This is a genomic window from Bradyrhizobium sp. USDA 3262 (assembly GCF_054060035.1).
This window is the reverse complement of sequence record NZ_JBSSCT010000001.1, coordinates 4,068,311-4,086,949: the sequence shown is the minus strand read 5'-3', so window position 1 is coordinate 4,086,949 and position 18,639 is coordinate 4,068,311. Positions and strand designations below refer to the sequence as shown.

Sequence of the window (18,639 nt, the reverse complement as noted above, 5' to 3'; positions counted from 1 at the left end):
TGACGACAAGCACCGTTAAATGCGGCTAAATTTGCGGCGCTGTAAACCCCTACATAAGTTATTGATTCACAATGACGATTCGTGCCATCACTTTGTCGCGTTCGGCTATTGCGGATAGCAGTTGCGCAAAGCTACATGCCGTCACGAAGCCGACGGTTTCTGATTCTGTTCGATGACAATATGGGCGCCGTGCGCCGTTTCTGTCGTTTGAACCTAACATTCTTCGGTGACACTAAACCTTCGATGCGGCGAGACGCTTTCTTGCGTAGGAAGCGTTGATTTTGATGGGAAAATTCACAATGAAACTGTTTGGTTCCAGCCTTTATGGTCAGGCTCTCAGGGCTGTGGGCGTCGGCGCCGCACTGATGCTCTCTGCCTCCGCCGTCCACGCCCAGGCCAGCGGGCCGTTTGCCGGATTTGCCGGCTCGTGGACCGGAACGGGCACGGTGGCGCTGTCCAACGGCACGACTGAACGGATTCGTTGCAAGGCGGATTACAAGGTCGCGCCGTCGGGCATGAGCCTGAAACAATCCCTGCATTGCGCCAGCGACAGCTACAAGTTCGACCTCTCCAGCGACGTCACCAGCCAGGGCGACCGGATCTCCGGCAACTGGAGCGAGGCGAGCCGCAACATCTTCGGCAACCTGCAGGGCACCGCGGGCGGCGGGCGGATCGACGTGTTCGTCGAGGCGTCCGGCTTTGCCGCGAACCTGAACCTGCAGACCAACGGCTCCAAGCAGGTCGTGCAGATCGACTCCAAGGGCGAGATCCGCGGCGTCTCGATCACGATGACGAAGAGCTGACGCTCCCGGCCGATTGCGCCCACAAGACACAAAGGCCCGGTTCCGAACGCTTCGGAACCGGGCCTTTTTGCTGCAGCTTTTTGATTGCTCGTCGATCAGGCCTTTTCGATCGGCGCGGGCTGGCCGCCCCTGCCGCGGAGCTTTTGCGACAAGTTGATCAGGAACATCGAGGTCGGCCGCAGGATGAAGAGGTCCGCGACCAGGGCTGCGACCATCGAGAACGCGCTGAGCCAGCCGAACAGTCGCAGCGACGGCAGGTCGGAGAACACGGTGACGACGAGGCCGCAGGCCAGCACCACCGTGGTCAGGATCAGCGCAGGACCGACCAGCACGGTGGCGCGCTCCACCGCAAGTTCCGGCGTGACACCCGGCTTGGTCTCGAGCCGCAGGCGATTGAGGAAGTGGATGGTGGCGCTGAGGCCGAGCCCGAACGACACCGTCAAAGCCACCACGCTGGCGAATTGCAGCCCCTCCCCGAGCAGCCACAGCACGGTGCCGGACAGCACCACCGGGAAGATGCCCGGCAGGATGCAGGAGAACATCACCACGATCGAGCGGAATGCGAGCCCGATGAAGATCGCGACCAGCAGGAATTCGATGGTGAGGCCGTGGTTGAGCTTCTCGATCATGCTGGCGCTGTTGCGTGCGGCAATCACCGAGAGACCCGTAACCGCGATCTCGTAGCCGGGATGCTCGGCGCGCACCTTGTCTAGCGAATGATCGAGTTTGTTCACCACCGGAAGCAACTGGCTCGAGTCCACATCCGGGACGCGGCCCGACACCACGACAGCATCCTGATTCTTGTCGATGAACCGGCGCACCAAGTGTTCGGGGATCAGGTCGACATATTCCTTCAGCGTCGCGACATCATTGCTGCCGGCCTTTTCGGCGAGCCAGCGCCGCAAGGTCTCCAGCGACCAGACGTTGCCGACGCCGGCAGAGTCCTCGACCATCGCATGGACATCGGCAATCGTCTTCAAGGTCTCCGGCGAGTATAGCGATTGCCCCTTGGGGAATTCGATCAGCACATCGACCGGATTGGCGCCGGTCAACTTGGCGTCGAGCCGGCTCGACGCCGCCACCGCCTGCCGCTTGTCCGGCACCTGATCGGCGAGCCGGTAGCGCGGCTCGAGATTGGCGTAGATGATGCCGAGACCGCCGACCACGATCAGCGCCAGCAGGCTGAACAGCCCGGGACGGCCGACCATGCGCACCGCGATCCAGTAGCAGAAATTGCGCAGCGCCTGCACACCGGCATCCGCGCTCTGGAACTTGACCGCAAAGATCTTCTCGTTGCGCACGAACAGGACGCCGAACACCGGCACCAGCGACAGCACCGCGATCAGCGCGATGATGGTCGCCGCAAGCCCGGCCTCGCCGAACTTGCGGATCAGGTCGGAATCCGAAAACTGCAGCGCGATGAAGGAAATTCCGGCCGTGCCGTGCGTCAGCACGCAGGCCGGTCCGACCACCAGCACCGCATTCTTGAACGCGGTGAACTTGTCTTGCCCCGCGATCAGCCGGTCGCGCGCCGCGAATGTCAGCTGCATCGAGTCGGAGAAGCTGATCACCATGATGAGCGGCGTCATCACGTTGAGGAACATGTTGAGATTGAAATTGGCCCAGCCGAGGCCGCCGAGCGCGAGCAGGATCGCGATCATCGGCGGGAACGCGGCCGCCACCATGAAGGATATCTTGCGGAAGAAGATGATGGCGATGATGCAGCCGGCGAGGATGCCGAGGATGTTGTAGGTCAGGCCGTCGCGCTCGACCGCATTGCGGATCTCGAGCTGCATGACCGGCACGCCGGACAGCTGCGCGTTGAGCCCGCTGCCGCCGAGGTCGTCGGCCATGATCTTCCTGATGTCGCCGACCACCTTGCTGAGCTTGTTGCTGCCGACCACTTCGGGCTCGAGCGACAGCACGATCAGCGCGAGCGTGCCGTCCTCCGACAGCAGCTTGCCGCGGATGATCTCGTTGCTTTTGACCGTCTCGACGAATTTGTCGTAGGCCGCGCCCTCGGGCAGATCGTTCGGGAACAACGCCGCCGGCAGCTTGCCTCGCTCCGGCGCCTGGCGCGCGGAGAACAGCGACACCAGGCCGCGCACGCCCTCGACGAGTTGCAGATCCGTGACCATGTCACGCAGCTTGCCGAGATTCTCGCGCTCGAGCAGCGTCTTGCCTTCGACCACGACGAGCACGTCGAACTCGGTCGCCGGGAAGCGCTTGGTCACCGCCTCATATTGCTTGTAGTCCTTGGAGTCGGAGCGGAACAGCTGCGACAGCGAGTCGTCGATCTTGATCCGGTGCACGCCGAACACGGCGCCGATCAGCAACAGAAAGAGGACGATGCAGGACAGGATCGGCGCCCGCATCGGGATCAGGCCGAGACGCTCGATCCCGAACGCGATGCTGAGGCCCGACCGCGGCTCTTCGATCTTCTCGACGTGGACCTGACTTTCGGAATTCTTTTCGAGCATGCCCTGTCCAGTTCTGAAAACGGCTCAATCTGTCTAGCTTGGGTCTAGGGGCGCGAATGAGGCGGGTGAGCGCAACTGATCGGCGCTAGTCCTTGAAAACACGCGAATATTGACCGGCGCCGGTTTTACCTGCCCGCCCCTTTGCTCGCAAGCGCGAGGGGCTGACCAAATCTGCAGGGAACCGCCGATCATCGCCATTAAGTATCTGATTTGTCACACCCTGGTAGCGCATTCCTGGACGATCCACCGCCGCTTTCATCTTTCAACGCGACCCCTGTGATCTGGCGTGCCAGGCCCTCGCGCACAAGCCACGAAATCCTGAAAGCGGCTTCCGCATAGCTCAGCCCGGCATGGTGGATGTTGGAGATGCAGTTGCGGTCGGCGTCGGTGAGGCCGATTCGCGGCGCGAAGGTGAGATAGGCGCCAAGGCTGTCGGGGGCGGACAGCCCGGGCCGTTCGCCGATCAGCATCACCAGCATGCGCGCGCCGATGATGGCGCCGATCTCGTCACCGAGCGCGACCCGCGCGCCGGACGCTGCGATCACCGCGCCGACGTCGATGTTGTCGGCCGCAAGCCGCGGCACGAGATGCCGGATCAGTTCGACGGCATGCACGTTGACCGCCGTCGGCGACAGGCCGTCACCGATCACGACGGCGCAGGGGCATGCGGTGATGCCGCTGCTCTCGAGCGACCGCCGCGACGCAGAATCCAGCATGCGCCCGAGATCGGGCCGCCGCAGGTAGTCGGGCCGGCTGTGCGCCTGGCTCGACACCTCAAGCGGGGTGATGCCGAGGCCGGCAAGACCGGCCGCAATCCCGCTGACGTCGAAGGCGGCGTGGACGGCGTCGCGGGCGCGGGCATGGTCGAGCGTGAAGGAGAGCAGCGCATTGGTCGGCAGGCTGGCCCCGGACCGGCCAAGACCGACGCGCGCCGGCGTGAGCTCGCGCAGATCGGCAAGCGAAGGGGACAAGGGCACCGGCGGTGTCGTCATGCTGTTATTCGGCGGGGACGGAAGCCTCGCGCAGCCGGATCGAGTAGTTCGAGGCGTTCTGCCGGCCGCTGGAGGCTGCACGCGCAAAGGTGATCAGGTGATGCGCAACCAGCGTCGCCGAGATCAACCCCTCGATGTCGCCGCGCTTGAGCCGGCCGAGCGCAAACTTCCAGAACACGCGCTTGTAGTCGCCGAGCACGCCGACCTTCCAGAAGATGTTGCGGAGCATGATCAGGCCGCGCCGGATGTTGGCCCAGCTCTTCATTTCCGGGCTGACCGGCACCTTGATGCGATTGGCATAGGTGTAATTGCATTGATGCAGATAGCGCGCGAACAGCTTCTTCGGCTCGTAGGCAACTTCCATGCATTTGCGCCAGGAACTGACCACGTCCTCATAGGGCAGCAGGAACTCGACATTGGAGTCGCGGCCCTCGTCGTCGATCAGACGCCCGGCTTTTTCGAGCCGATCCCACAATGGCGTCTTCGGCAGCGCCTGCAGCAGGTTGATGGTGAGCAGCGGAATCCGCGACTCCTCGACGAAGGAGAGCAACGCATCGCCGGTCTGGGGCTTGTCGGTATCGAGCCCCATGATGATGCCGGAGACGACCTCCATGCCGAACGAGTTGATAGTGCGCACACCCTCGAGGATCGGAACCATCATGTTCTGATCCTTGTGCATGGCCTTCAGCGCGTCGGGATCGGGCGTCTCGATGCCGACGAAGATCGTCACGAAGTAGGCCTCGCGCATCTTCTCCAGGATCTCGGGGCGCTTGGCGATGTTGAGCGTCGCCTCGCAGGCGAGGCGCGTGACATATCCGGTGCGCTTCTGCCACTCGATCAGGTGGGGCAACAGCTCGCTCGCCGCCTTGCGGTTGCCGATGAAATTGTCGTCGACGAAATACACGGTGTCGGTGGCACCACACGCGCGCAGCTTGTCGAGCTCGGCGATGATCTGTTGCGGCGACTTCAGGCGCGGATTGCGGCCATAGAGCCCGGGGATGTCGCAGAACTCGCACTGATAGGGGCAGCCCGAGGAGAACTGGATGCTGCCGAGGAAATACTTCTTGGTTTCGGCGAGCTCATAGGCCGGCAGCGGGAAATCCGTCATCGGCAGACGGTCGATGGTTTTAAGCACCACCTGCTCGTCGGGACGGCTGGTATCATCAGCCAGACGCTTGATCAGCTCATTGGTCGCATCGCCGAGCTCGCCGACATGGAGGTAGTCGAATGAGGGATAGTAGTCCGGGCAAGCGCTGACCGACGGGCCGCCGATCGCGACCACCAGGTCATGGTCATGCGCGCGATGGCAGATGTCGTTCATCTGCTGGCGCTGGATGTGCATACCGCTGACGAACACGGCATCCGCCCACGCGAAATCCTCCGCCGTCGCCGGACGCAGATTCTCGTCGACGAAACGGACCGGCCAGTTCTCGGGAAGGTATGCGGCGATCAGCAGCAGGCCCTGCGGCGGCATGAACGCCTTGACGCCGTCAGTGAGGGGGTAGGCGTGCTCGAAGGTCCCAAACGACGACGTATAGCGCGGAAAAACGCAGAGGATACGTCGTACTGTCTCTATGCCCTCAGCTCTCATCAAACGACCCCGAAGCACCGGCAAATCTAACCACGGCGCGGAACGCTGGGCCAGAAATTCTTCAACATTGTGGCACTACCTAACGTCATAACGACGAGATAGTTGCTCTGCAGAATTTCGCTATCCCCCTCAGGTCAACAGCCTGGCAGCGAGGTCGGGCAGCCGCTCCGCATCGGCCACGAGGCGGAAGTCCTGCCCGGCCAGGCCGACGCGCGCGAGCCAGTCGTCGAATTCGGGAGCCCGCTTCAGGCCGAACAGGTCGCGGACATAGAGCGCATCGTGAAACGATGTCGACTGATAGTTCAGCATGACGTCATCCGCGCCCGGCACGCCCATGATGAAGTTCACGCCGGCGGCCGCGAGCAGCGTCAGGAGATTGTCCATATCGTCCTGATCCGCCTCGGCGTGGTTGGTGTAGCAGACGTCGATCCCGAGCGGCAGGCCGAGCAGCTTGCCGCAGAAGTGATCCTCGAGCCCGGCGCGGATGATTTCCTTGCCGTCATAGAGGTACTCAGGACCAATGAAGCCGACCACGCTGTTGACGAGCAGCGGATCGAACGCGCGCGCCACCGCATAGGCCCGCGCCTCACACGTCTGCTGGTCGACCTGGTGATGGGCATTGGCCGACAGCGCCGAGCCCTGCCCGGTCTCGAAATACATCACATTGTCACCGACCGTGCCGCGGCGCAGCGACAGCCCGGCTTCCCGGGCCTCCCGCAGGAGCGAGAGGTCGACGCCGAAACTGCGATTGGCCGCCTCGGTGCCGGCGATCGACTGGAACACGAGATCGACCGGCAGCCCCTGCCCGATCAGTCCGAGCGTGGTCGTGACATGGGTCAGCACGCAGCCCTGCGTCGGAATTTCGAATCGCGTGATGATGTCGTCCAGGAGCCGCAGCAGCCTGCCGATGACATTCGGGTCGTCGCTCGCTGGATTGATGCCGATGCAGGCATCGCCCGCTCCCAGCAGCAGCCCGTCGAGAATCGAGGCGGTGATGCCCTTGGGATCGTCGAAAGGATGGTTCGGCTGCAGCCGCGTGCTCATTCGCCCGCGCAAACCGATGGTGTTGCGGAAGCGGGTCGTCACCTCGCATTTCTTCGCGACCAAGATCAGATCCTGGTTGCGCATCAGCTTCGACACCGCCGCAACCATCTCTGGCGTGATGCCGCGCGAGATCTTCTTGATCGCTTCCCCGCTGGCGGCATCCGACAGCAGCCAGTCGCGGAATCCGCCGACGGTGAGCGACGACACCGGCAGAAAGCCGGCAACGTCGTGGCTGTCGAGGATCAGGCGGGTGACTTCGTCAGCCTCATAGGGGATGACAGGCTCATCGAGGAATTGCTTGAGCGGAACATTGGCCAGCGCAAGCCGCGCTGCGATCATCTCCTCCGCGCTGTCGGCGGCGATGCCGGCCAGGCGGTCGCCTGAACGCGGCGGCGAGGCCTTGGCAAGCAGGATGCGCAGATCGTCGAATGCGTAATTGGTGGCGTCGATGGTGTGACGATAGAGCATGGGGGTTCGTCGCGGGCTGGGGCAGCGCAATCTAGCACCTCTTTGCGAAAGGCGTGCCATCGGCTTCGCCCCGCGTGCTGGCGCCGTTGCCGGTAACGGCGGCGCACCCTCGGCACGGCCGCAAGCCGCGAGCGCCCGGCAGACTCAAAGCGGCCCATAAGGCATTGGGATTATTTACAGATTTTAACGGTTGTGGCTGCACAAATCTCGCGCGTTAAGAAATTGTCCATGAAAATTTTGCATAAGCTTTAATCGGCCGAAGGTACTCCCCGGCCTCTTGGAGTGCCCCGCAATGCCCGCCCCCGTCACATTCCCCATCTCCATGTCCCGGCCTCCAATGGCATCCCGATTCTCGCTTGCTGCCAGGCTGTACTCGACGTTTGCGCTGATTGCGGCGCTGACCGCGGCCATCACCTTCCTGTCCGAATACAATGCGCGGCGTAATGCCGAGCTGACCGAGGCCGTCGACCTCGCAAGCCGTGCCGCACTCAATGTCGAGCGGGTCAATTCACTGGTCTACGCCGTGGTGATGGAATCCCGCGGCATCTACATGTCGACCGATCCGGCAGCGGTGAAGAAATACGGCGACGGGCTGCTGGCGTTCAACGAACGCATTCTCGGCGTGGTCAAGAACTGGGAAACGCTGGTGCAGGCCGACGACGCCGCCCAGTTCGCGGTGTTCAAGAAGCGCATCGAGCAGTTCATCGATTTCCGCAAAGAGCTGGTACGCCGCGGCATCGAGATCGGCGCCGCGGCCGGACGGGAGTGGGGCGACAACGACGCCAACCGCGACGTGCGCACCGCGTTGAACAAGGATCTCGAGGCGCTCTCCAAGGTCTATGCCGAGCGCAGCAAGAAGCTGGCGCGGGAGACCGACACCAACCGCACGATGGCACTGGTGCTGACCGGCCTCGGCGCCGCGGCCCTGATTGTGGTGGTACTCGGCGTGCTGATCATCGCCCGCTCGGTGGCCCGGCCGCTGTCGCAGATCACCACGACGATCAAGCGCGTCGCCGAGGGCACCGACCATGTCGAAGTACCGCATGTCGGGCGCAGCGACGAGATCGGCGCACTGGCACGCGCCATCAAGGTCTTCCAGGACGCGATGGACCGCAATCGCAGCCTGAACGCGCAGGTCGTACAGGAGTCCGAGGCGCGCGACGCGCGCGGCCGGCATATCGAGACCTTCGTCGAAGCGTTCCGTGGCACGATCGGCGAGGTGCTCCGCGCGGTGCATGACAACGCTGCGACGATGCGCCAAACCGCTCAGACCATCGCAACCGTCGCGTCGGACGCCAGCGGCCGCGCGGTGGCTGCGGCAGGCGCCACCGAACAGGCTTCGAGCAACGTCTCCGCGGTGGCGGGCGCGGCCGAAGAACTCTCCGCCTCGGTCGAGGAGATCGGCCGCCAGGTCAAGCAGTCGTCCGGCGCCGTCGATCAGGCCGGTGCGCGCACCGACCGCTCGATCACCGAGATCGAGGGCCTTGCCGCCACCACCCAGCGCATCGACGGGGTGCTGAGCCTGATCCAGGCGATCGCCGAGCAGACCAACCTGCTCGCCCTCAACGCCACCATCGAAGCCGCCCGCGCCGGCGATGCCGGCCGTGGCTTCGCCGTCGTCGCGCACGAGGTCAAGGCGCTGGCCGGCCAGACCGCGAAGGCAACCGCCGAGATCAGCGAGAATGTGGGCCTGATCCAGGCCTCGACCCGCAACTCGGTGGCCGCCGTGCGCGAGATCGGCCAGGCGGTACGCGAGATCAGCAACGTCACCGCGAACATCGCGAGCGCGATCGGCCAGCAGGACGCGGCGACGCGCGAAATCTCCGCCAATGCACAGATGGCCGCCCAGGGCAACGAGACCCTGGTTACCAATGTCGGCTCGCTCCGCGACGATATGGACCAGACCAGCAAGGCGGCGGAATCGGTGCTCGCGGCCTCAAACGATCTGACCGCAACCGCCGAGACGCTGTCGCGCGAGGTCGAGCAGTTCTTCCGCAACCTGCGCAGCGACGCGGCCGACGGCCTGCAGCGGACCGGAACCTGAGCCGATCCCGCGACGTTGCGAGGCCCTACGACAGGGCCCCGGCAATCTGGATGGTTAAGACTCTCCCAATGCACGGACGCAAATTGCGTCCGCTTCAGGTCGCATTTCTCAATTTGATGCCTCCATAGAAAGCGTCACTGCGCGGGAAAGTGGAAGTGAGCAATGAACGGGCTTTTGCCAAGGCCGAAGGCGGTGCCGACCAAACGGCTCCTTGCGCTCGGGATCGGCCTCGTTCTCTGCTTTTCGGCGATCTGCGCATCCATTCTCTGGGAGATGGCGGGCAAGGACTATCGGCATGCGAAGGAAGGCGCGACCAACCTCGTCGCCTCCATCGCCAGCGAGATCGACCGCAACATCGACCTCTACGACCTCTCGCTCCAGGCGGTCGCCGACGGCGTCAAGCTGCCGGAGCTCGGCAAGATCAGCCCGGAGCTTCGCCAGGTCGTGCTGTTCGACCGCGCCGCCACAGCCAAGGATCTCGGCTCGATCCTCGTGCTGAATGCGGCGGGGGACGTCACGCTCGATTCCAGGACGTTGACGCCGCGGGCCGCAAATTTCGCCGATCGAGACTTCTTCCGGGCGCATCAGACGCGAGCGGACAGCGGCCTGTTCATCAGTGCTCCGTGGATTACTTCTGATGGCGAATATCTGATCAGCCTCAGCCGCCGCATCAACAATGACGACGGCTCCTTTGCCGGCGTGGTCGCGGGCAGCATGCGGCTCAGCTATTTCCACAATCTGTTTCGCAAGCTGAACTTCGGCTTCGGCGACAGCATGGCGCTGTTCAACAGCGATGGCGTCATACTGATGCGCGCCCCGTTCGACATCAGCAAGATCGGGCAAAGCATCAAGGACTCTCTGGTCTTCAAGCAGTTTCCGGCACACCAGTCCGGCTCCTACATCACGAAATCGATCGTCGATCATGTCAGCCGGCTCTATGTTTTCCAGGCGGTCGGACACAATCGCCTGCTCATCGCCGAGGGTCTCGCGCTCGACGGCATCTATGCCGACTGGTGGCAGCAGCTCTGGCTGATCGGCAGCGTGGTTGCAGCGCTCTGCGGCTTCTCGATCGTCCTGATGTTCTACCTGGTGGCCGCTCTCAAACGGCGCGCCGCCGCGGAAGACCGGCTCGCGCACCTCGCGAGCACCGATGCACTGACAGGCCTCGCCAACCGCCGCCGCCTCGACGATACCCTTGACGTCGAATGGCGCCGTGGCATGCGCGCAAAGGCGCCGGTCTCGCTTCTGATGATCGACGTCGATCATTTCAAGATCTACAACGACACCTACGGGCATCAGGCCGGCGACGCCGTGCTCACCACCGTGGGACGGTGCATCGCAAGCAGCGCCAACCGTGCAACCGATCTCGGCGCCCGCTATGGCGGCGAGGAGTTTTCAGTGTTGCTGCCCGGCATCGGCAAGACGGGCGCCCTGGAAATTGCCGAACGGATTCGTGCCAAGCTGGCGGCTGCGCGGGAATCCGAGCCTGAGTTGCCGACCGTCAGCATCGGATTGTCGTGCCTCGTCCCGGACCACGAGCGCACGTCGCGCGATCTGCTCAAGGCCGCAGACCTCGCGCTCTATCAAGCCAAGCGTGAAGGCCGCGACCGCGTCATCGTCAGCCCGATCGGGTGGGACAAATCGGGCAAGCGGCACGTCGCCTGATCGCGATCGCATTGGCGCGGTCGAGCGCGCCGCGCGCCCATCCCGGCTCACTCCACCGGCAGCACGTCGACCGCAACGGCGAGCTTTTGCTTGCGCGCGCCGACGATGACGCCGTCGACCGGCGAGACGTCGGCAAAGTCGCGGCCGATGGCGAGAATGATGTGGTCGCTCCCGACCATCAGATCGTTGGTCGGGTCGAACCCGACCCAGCCAAGCGCGCTGCCGCACCAGACCGAGACCCAGGCATGGGTGGCGTCCGCGCCCTGCAGCCGCGGCTGGCCCGGCGGCGGAATGGTGCGCAAATAGCCGCTGACATAGGCCGCGGGCAGGCCGAGGCCACGCAGCCCTGCGATCATCACATGGGCGAAGTCCTGGCACACGCCGTGGCGCTTCTCGAACACGTCGCGAAGCGGCGTTGAGATCACGGTCGCCTTGGGATCGTATTTGAAGTCGTTGCGGATGCGGCGCATCAGGTCGGCCGCACAGGCAAGGATGCCGCCACCAGGCAAAAAGCTCGCAGAGGCGTAGGCCGTCACCGGCCGCAGCACCGGCACCAGCGCGCTGGCAAAAACGTAGCCGACCGGCGAGGCCGCATCGAGGCTCAACGCCTCGAACGCGTTGTCACGCACGTCCTCCCAGGGCGGGCTGGCGGCGTCGCGCGCCGGCGGCTGCCGCGCCACCGAGACCCGCGAGCGGGCATCGATGCGCAGACTGCGATGCGCCGTCTCGATCAGGACGCTTTCCGTGAGCGTGCCGAAGAAGTCGCGCCTTGTGGTGCGTTCCGCGGGCTTCGGACGGATCTCGACCGAATGCGAGATCAGCTGCTGCCCGTCGCCGCTGATCGGCTCCAGCCGCAGCGAGCAGCGCGCGAAGCTGACCTGGGTCTCGTAGCTGTAGGTCGTGACGTGACGGATGTCGTAGATCACGCCAGCCCCGTGAGCTTCTCCGGCCGGCTGGCATTCGGTCCGTGCGGGAAGTAATGCAGCCCAATCGAGTCGGCGAGGTTGAGCAGATCCTGCTCCAGCGCGAACAGGGTCTTGACGTCGAGGCTCGAGGCTTCGGCCGTTGTGAGCATCGCCTCGACCGCGACGGCAAGACGCTGCGGCCGCTCGATCAGGCCATGCTCCTTCAGGCTCGGCAGCGCGGCGATATGCTCGTTCAGCGCCGCGACCTGGAATGCGACCGAGCGCGGATTGTAGGGGTCGAGCACCGCCAGATCGCGTACCGGTGCGAGCAGCGGCTGCACTAGATAGCGCGAGCGATAGGTGATCTGGCAGTCGACCAGCGTGAGCAGAACGTCGAGATCCTCGTCGCCGGCTTCGTCATAGGCGAACTGACGGGCAAAGCGCGTGGTGTTGACGGCGCGCTCGGCGCGGCGGCCCATCTCGAGGAAACGCCAGCCGGCGGCGCGGTTCATGTTTTCCTGTGCAAGGCCGGCGAAGCTTGCGAGCTCCTGCAGGGTCAGCTCCGCGGCGCTGACGACGCCGTCATCGTCATGAACCTCGATGGCGAGCCGATCGGCCATCTCGGTGATGACCTGCCAGGCGTCCGGCGACAGCCGCTCGCGGAGCGAAGTCGCCGTGCGCTGCGCCGATCGCACCAGCGACAGCGCCGAGCCGAATTTCTCCTCGCTCTGCAGCGCTTCGAGCGCGACCCTGGCGAGATTGGCGCGCGCGGTCTGCGAGGCCGCGCCCCAGGCGACCAGCATGCGCTGGATGCGCTCGGCCGAATGCATCGCCGGCGCCGCGCCGTTCGAATTCGCGCGCGCGGGATCGCGCAGCGGCGTGCACAGGGCGCGGATCAGCCGGATGGTGGCCTCGGCGCGCTCCAGATAGCGGCCGAGCCAGAACAGATTGTCGGCGGCACGGCTCGGCAGCACGCCCGCAATGCGGCGGATGCGGACGGTGTCGCCCGCCGGCAGCAAGGTCGAGGTCGCAACGGCCCTGTCGGAGACCACCCAGACGTCGGCGGACACCGCGCCATCGCCCATCGACACCGCGCGCGCATCGGCCCGATCGGCAATCCGGCAGAAGCCGCCGGGCAGCACGGTCCAGCCGTTCGGCGTCGCCGCCGCAAACACCCGCAACACGAATGGACGCGGCGCGATGCGGCCGTTCTCCCATACCGGCGTGGTCGACAGCCGCACCAGCTCCTGACCGACATAGTCGATGCCGCGATGGCTGATCGCATCCTTCAGGCGGTCACGGTCCGCGGCCGACAATTCGCCCGGGAGCACCGGCCCGTTGCCGGGAAAATCCGCAACGCCGCGGCCATAGGCGCCTTCGATCGCGAACTCGTCGAGCCGCGACAGCACATGCTCGCGCGCGGATTTCTGGCCGCACCACCAGGTCGCGATGTGCGGCATCATCAGGTCTTCAGAGAGCAGGCGCCGGCAGAGATTGGGCAGGAAGCCGAGCAGTGCCCTCGCCTCCATCACGCCGGAGCCCGGCACGTTAGCGACCACGACGCCGCCCTTGCGCAGGACCTCGACGAGCCCGGGCACGCCGAGATAGGAGGACGCGTCGAGCTCGAGCGGATCGAGCATGTTGGAATCGACCCGGCGCAGCAGCACGTCGAGCCGCTTCAATCCGGCAACGGTGCGGATGTGGATGCGGTCGCCGGAGACCGCGAGATCGTCGCCCTCGACCAAGAGGAAGCCGAGATAGCGCGCCAGCGTGGCGTGCTCGAAATAGGTCTCGCTGAACGCGCCGGGCGTCAGCAGGCCGATCCGCGGCTCGTCGCGGTCAGCGCTGGCGCGCAGTGATTCGCGGAACGCCTCGAAGAACGGCGCGACCCGCTCGACATTCATCGACTTGTAGAGATTGGAAAAGGCGCGCGACAGCACCAGGCGGTTTTCCAGCGCATAGCCCGCGCCCGACGGCGCCTGCGTGCGATCGCCGAGCACCCACCAGCGGCCGTCGGGCCCACGGCCGATGTCGGCGGCATAAAGATGCAGATAGCGGCCCCCCGGCGGCTTGATGCCGCTGACCGCGCGCAGATACTCGCTGCTGCCGGCAATCGCCGCCGCGGGGATGGCGCCGTCGGCAACAAGGCGGCCCTCGCCGTAGAGATCGGCCAGCACCATCTCCAGAAGCTGCGCGCGTTGCGCGACGCCGGCGGCGAGCTGCCGCCAGTCGGCCGCATCGATGATCAGCGGCAGATGGCTGAGCGGCCAGATCCGGTCGGAAGTGTCGCCCGGCGCGCGATAGGTGACGCCGGCCTCATGCAGATGGCGGTCGGCGGAGGCGAAGCGGCGCTCAATATCGGCCGGCGACAGCGCGGCAAAGGCGTCGAAGAAGCGCGCCCAGGCCGGCCGCGGCGCGCTGTTGTCGGCAATATACTCGTCGGGAATGCCGGGCAGCCGGACATAGTCGCGGGTCCACTGCGCCATCCGGCGCTGACCGGGACGGGCCCTGCTCTCCTGACTGCTGCCTTGACTATTGCCTTGGCCACCCGATGCGGTCATTCCACTTCCCCTTGACACAATTAGTGCAGGAGCGGCGTCCGCAAGTCGAGGGTCAAGGGAAACTCAATTGTGCGTTCCTCCGGCGGCGTCTCGATCTTGCCGGGGGTGTGGCCGTGCTCCTGGAAGCGCGCCAGCCGCCGCGCCTCGGCCTCGTAGGAATTGACCGGCTTGGTCTCGTAGTTGCGGCCACCGGGATGGGCAACATGATAGACGCAGCCGCCGAGCGAGCGGCCGTTCCAGGTATCAATCAAGTCAAACGTCAGCGGCGCATGCACGGGAATGGTCGGATGCAGGCCGGAGGCCGGCTGCCAGGCCTTGAAGCGGACGCCGGCGACGGCCTCGCCGGCACGGCCGGTCTCGGTCATCGGCATCCGCCTGCCGTTGCAGGTGATGACGTGGCGGCCCTCGACGAATCCGGTCGCCTTCACCTGCAGCCGCTCGACCGACGAATCGACGTAGCGCACGGTGCCGCCCGAGGTGCCCTCCTCGCCCAGCACATGCCAGGGTTCGAGCGCCTGGCGCAGCTCGAGACCCACGCCGCCATGATGAACGCGGCCGAAGGCGGGGAAGCGGAATTCAAGCTGCGCCTGGTACCATTCCGGCTCGACGTCGTAGCCGGATTGCTTGAGCTCGGCGAGCACGCCGAGAAAATCCTCCCAGAGGAAGTGCGGCAGCATGAAGCGGTCATGCAACGCGGTGCCCCAGCGTACGAACTTGCCCTGCTGCGGCTGGCGCCAGAGCTTTGCGATCAGCGCGCGGATCAACAGCTGCTGCGCCAGCGACATCCGCGGATCTGGCGGCATCTCGAGCGCACGGAATTCGACGAGGCCAAGCCGGCCGGTCGGGCCGTCGGGCGAATAGAGCTTGTCGATGCAGATCTCGGCGCGATGGGTGTTGCCGGTGATGTCGACCAGGATGTGCCGGAACAGGCGATCGACCAGCCACAACGGCGCATCCATGCCCGGCGGCGGCACGTGCGACAGCGCGATCTCGAGCTCATAGAGCCCATCATGCCGCGCCTCGTCGATGCGCGGCGCCTGGCTGGTCGGACCGATGAACATGCCGGAGAACAGATAGGACAGCGACGGATGCCGCTGCCAGTACAGCACGAGGCTCTTCAACAGGTCAGGCCGGCGCAGGAACGGTGAATCCTCCGGCTTGCTGCCGCCGACCACGATGTGGTTGCCGCCGCCGGTGCCGGTGTGGCGGCCGTCGATCAGGAAACGGTTGGCCCCTAACCGCGTCTTCGCGGAGTCATCATAGAGGCCGAGCGTGATGTCGACGGCCTCGCGCCAGCTCTGTGCCGGCTGCACATTGATCTCGATCACGCCGGGGTCCGGCGTCACCTTGATCACCTCGATGCGCGGATCGAAAGGCGGCGCGTAACCCTCGACGTGCACCTGCAGCTGCAGCTCCTCGGCGGCGGCTTCGATCGCTGCGATCAGGTCGAGATAATCCTCGACCTTTTCGACCGGCGGCATGAAGGCGCACAGCACGCCGTCGCGAACCTCGATCGACATCGCGGTGCGCACCGGCAGCGGCTCGGGAATCTCCTTCAATGCTTGCTGCAGCTCGTCAGCAAGCGCGGCGTGCGGCGCCATCGGATCGCGCTCTACGACGTAGGGATAATCGTCCGGCGGGACATATTCGAGCGATGAAATCGGAAGCCGCAAGCCCAGCGGCGAGTCGCCGGGTGACAGGAACAGATGGCTGCGCCGGATCTTCCAACGCTCGCTGCGCCAACGCGCCGGCACGCGATCGCCGAGCGGGCTCCAGCGCTGGATCGGCAGCACGTAGCCTTTCGGCGTGGTCAGCCCCTCGTCGAACACCCGCGCAAGGCGCGCGCGCTCTTCCGGATCGGTCAGTTTGGAATTCGCAGGGGTCACATTGGCCGGCAGGCCGGCCTCACGCTGCAGCCAGAATGCTGGGTCCTCGTAAGCAGGTATGACATAGTCAACGCCCAGACCGAGCTTGCTTGCGGTCGCCTCGACGAAACGCTGGGCTTCCGCGATCTCGGCCTTGCGCGAATTCTCGATGCCAGCGATCAGCTCGGCATTCTTCCAGATCGGCTTGCCGTCCTTGCGCCAGTAGAGACCGAAGGCCCAGCGGGGCAGGCTCTCGCCGGGATACCATTTGCCCTGGCCGTAATGCAGCAGGCCGCCGGAGGCGAACCGCGTGCGCAGCTTGCGGATCAACTCATCGGCGAGCGCGCGCTTGGTCGGGCCGACCGCGGCGACGTTCCACTCCGGCGATTCCAGATCGTCGACCGAAACGAAGGTCGGCTCGCCGCCCGTGGTCAGGCGCACATCGTCTTTCCTCAGATCGGCATCGACCTGCTCGCCGAGCCGGTCGAGCCGCGCCCAGGAGTCATCGGAGAATGGTTTGGTAATGCGCGGCGCCTCGCCGATCCGCCTGACGCTCATCTCGAAGCCGAACTCGACATTGGCAACGCCCGCGCTGCCGGTCACCGGCGCGGCCGAACGGTAGTGCGGCGTGGCGCAGACCGGGATGTGGCCCTCGCCCGTCAGCATGCCGGAGGTGACGTCGAAACCGATCCACCCCGCGCCCGGCAGATAGACCTCGGCCCAGGCATGCAGGTCGGTGAAATCGCTCTCGACCTCGCGCGGCCCTTCGAGCGGATCGATGTCCGGCCGCAGCTGAATGAGATAGCCGGAGACGAAACGCGCGGCGAGCCCGAGATGGCGGAGCGTCTGGATCAACAGCCACGCCGAGTCGCGGCAGGAGCCGGAGCCCGCGGCCAGCGTCTCCTCCGGCGTCTGGATGCCGGCCTCCATGCGGATCACGTAGCTGATCTTCTTTTGCAGCTGCGCGTTCAGCTCGACCAGGAAGTTGACGGTACTGTCGGCCTGGCGCGGAATCTCCTTCAGGTAAGCCGCGAGCAGTGGCCCGGGCTCATCGGTCTCGAGATAGGGCGCGAGCTCGATGTTGAGATCGCCGGGATATTCAAATGGAAAGCCGTTGGCAAAGGGCTCTACGAAGAAGTCGAACGGATTGACCACCGTCATGTCAGCGGTGAAATCGACCTCGACCTTGAGCTCGGTGGTCTTCTCCGGAAAGACGTAGCGCGCCAGCCAGTTGCCCTGTGGGTCCTGCTGCCAGTTCACGAAGTGATTGGCGGGCGTGACCTTGAGCGAATAGCTTGTGATCGGCGTGCGCGTATGCGGCGCGGGCCGGAGCCGAATGGTCTGAGGCCCGAGATCGATCGGCCGGTCGTATGTGTAGTGCGTGACGTGATGCAGTGCGACGGATATCGACACGGACCGAGGACTCCAGCAGCTTTTTTGAGCAGAACACTGGTTCCGGTCGACATCAAGCACTAACAACGGGCACGGGGTGCCCAAGGTAAGGGCGTGATCCGTAGCCCGGATGGAGCGAAAGCGAAATCCGGGATCTTCTCCGCAGAAAGAATCCCGGATTGCGCGGAGCCTGTCATCGGGCGCGCATTCGCGCGACCCGTTGGCTTCATCCGGGCTACGCGATTGCTAGCGGCCGATCGCGCCGGATACCTGCGAGGCGAGCTGCTCTGCGAGCATATGATAGCCCTCGGGCGTCAAATGCACACCGTCGGACTGATGGGGAAGTCCGCCCAGCATCCCGTTCGGGAGCATGATCACCGCGATGCCACGGGCGCGCTGAGGCGACTTTGAACATCCGCAGTCCGGTCAGGGCTGCCCTTGCGTCGATCATTGCCGCCTGGCTGCAAGATAACCGCGCGGATCCCATTCGGGACGGCGCGGTCCAAGCGTTGCAGCATCCCTTCCGTGGTGTCGCCGTTGATGCCGGCGTTCACGACACGGACATTCAGTCCCTTCGCCCGCAAGATCGCTTCAAGCTGCGCGGGATAGGCCTGATTGCGCGCCACGCCCTTGCCATAGGTATTGCTCGCGCCAAGCGCCACGATGGTTGCGGCGTCGGCCAAACCGGCGCCGAGGCTCAAGGCGGCGAGAATACGAGGCATCCAACAATTCCCAACGGACGCGCGCGCATGCTTCCTCCGTCCAATCCGTAGCTCGGATGGAACGTAGCGTAGTCCGGGAAGCTTCATTCGCCAACGTGCTTCCTTGT

General features: G+C 64.9%; 11 protein-coding genes. 3 read left to right on the top strand and 8 right to left on the bottom strand.

The window, feature by feature from the left end; genetic code table 11:
• Positions 1 to 299 precede the first annotated feature (299 nt).
• Entirely contained in the window at positions 300 to 803 is a 504-nt protein-coding gene (locus ACVWYP_RS18690; RefSeq protein WP_026192497.1) for a hypothetical protein, read from the top strand.
• A 95-nt stretch (positions 804 to 898) separates the two neighbouring features.
• On the opposite strand, the gene ACVWYP_RS18685 is transcribed toward ACVWYP_RS18690, so the two are convergent.
• From ACVWYP_RS18685 to ACVWYP_RS18670, 4 genes are all read right to left on the bottom strand, one after another.
• Positions 899 to 3,283 carry an efflux RND transporter permease subunit gene (locus ACVWYP_RS18685; RefSeq protein WP_304499341.1) on the bottom strand — a complete coding sequence of 795 codons (2,385 nt, stop codon included), beginning with the start codon at positions 3,281 to 3,283 and terminating at the stop codon, positions 899 to 901.
• A 197-nt stretch (positions 3,284 to 3,480) separates the two neighbouring features.
• A complete protein-coding gene (eutC, locus tag ACVWYP_RS18680; RefSeq protein ID WP_304499340.1) occupies positions 3,481 to 4,275 on the bottom strand; it encodes an ethanolamine ammonia-lyase subunit EutC in 795 nt (264 codons plus the stop codon).
• 4 nt (positions 4,276 to 4,279) lie between these two features.
• A complete protein-coding gene (locus tag ACVWYP_RS18675; RefSeq protein WP_304499339.1) occupies positions 4,280 to 5,866 on the bottom strand; it encodes a B12-binding domain-containing radical SAM protein in 1,587 nt (528 codons plus the stop codon).
• Between the two features lie 129 nt (positions 5,867 to 5,995).
• Entirely contained in the window at positions 5,996 to 7,378 is a 1,383-nt protein-coding gene (locus ACVWYP_RS18670; protein ID WP_304499338.1) for an ethanolamine ammonia-lyase subunit EutB, read from the bottom strand.
• A 337-nt stretch (positions 7,379 to 7,715) separates the two neighbouring features.
• On the opposite strand from ACVWYP_RS18670, the gene ACVWYP_RS18665 reads away from it, so the two are divergent.
• Positions 7,716 to 9,422, top strand: a complete 1,707-nt coding sequence (locus ACVWYP_RS18665) for a methyl-accepting chemotaxis protein (RefSeq protein WP_028338702.1) — start codon at positions 7,716 to 7,718, stop codon at positions 9,420 to 9,422.
• A 162-nt stretch (positions 9,423 to 9,584) separates the two neighbouring features.
• Positions 9,585 to 11,087, top strand: coding sequence for a sensor domain-containing diguanylate cyclase (locus ACVWYP_RS18660; protein ID WP_304499337.1), 1,503 nt, complete (start codon positions 9,585 to 9,587; stop codon positions 11,085 to 11,087).
• 47 nt (positions 11,088 to 11,134) lie between these two features.
• Here ACVWYP_RS18660 and ACVWYP_RS18655 read toward each other — a convergent pair whose 3' ends face one another.
• From ACVWYP_RS18655 to ACVWYP_RS18640, 4 genes are all read right to left on the bottom strand, one after another.
• The gene (locus ACVWYP_RS18655; protein ID WP_304499336.1) at positions 11,135 to 12,013 is read right to left on the bottom strand and encodes a transglutaminase family protein; all 879 of its coding nucleotides are present in this window, start codon (positions 12,011 to 12,013) and stop codon (positions 11,135 to 11,137) included.
• The gene (locus ACVWYP_RS18650; RefSeq protein ID WP_304499335.1) at positions 12,010 to 14,553 is read right to left on the bottom strand and encodes a circularly permuted type 2 ATP-grasp protein; all 2,544 of its coding nucleotides are present in this window, start codon (positions 14,551 to 14,553) and stop codon (positions 12,010 to 12,012) included. The genes ACVWYP_RS18655 and ACVWYP_RS18650 overlap by 4 nt, the downstream gene beginning before the upstream one ends.
• Before the next feature lie 20 nt (positions 14,554 to 14,573).
• On the bottom strand, positions 14,574 to 17,831 hold the full coding sequence (locus ACVWYP_RS18645; RefSeq protein ID WP_304499334.1) for a transglutaminase family protein: 3,258 nt from the start codon (positions 17,829 to 17,831) through the stop codon (positions 14,574 to 14,576).
• Positions 17,832 to 18,184: 353 nt separating this feature from the next.
• Positions 18,185 to 18,532, bottom strand: a complete 348-nt coding sequence (locus tag ACVWYP_RS18640) for a GDSL-type esterase/lipase family protein (protein WP_369525570.1) — start codon at positions 18,530 to 18,532, stop codon at positions 18,185 to 18,187.
• Positions 18,533 to 18,639 lie beyond the last annotated feature (107 nt).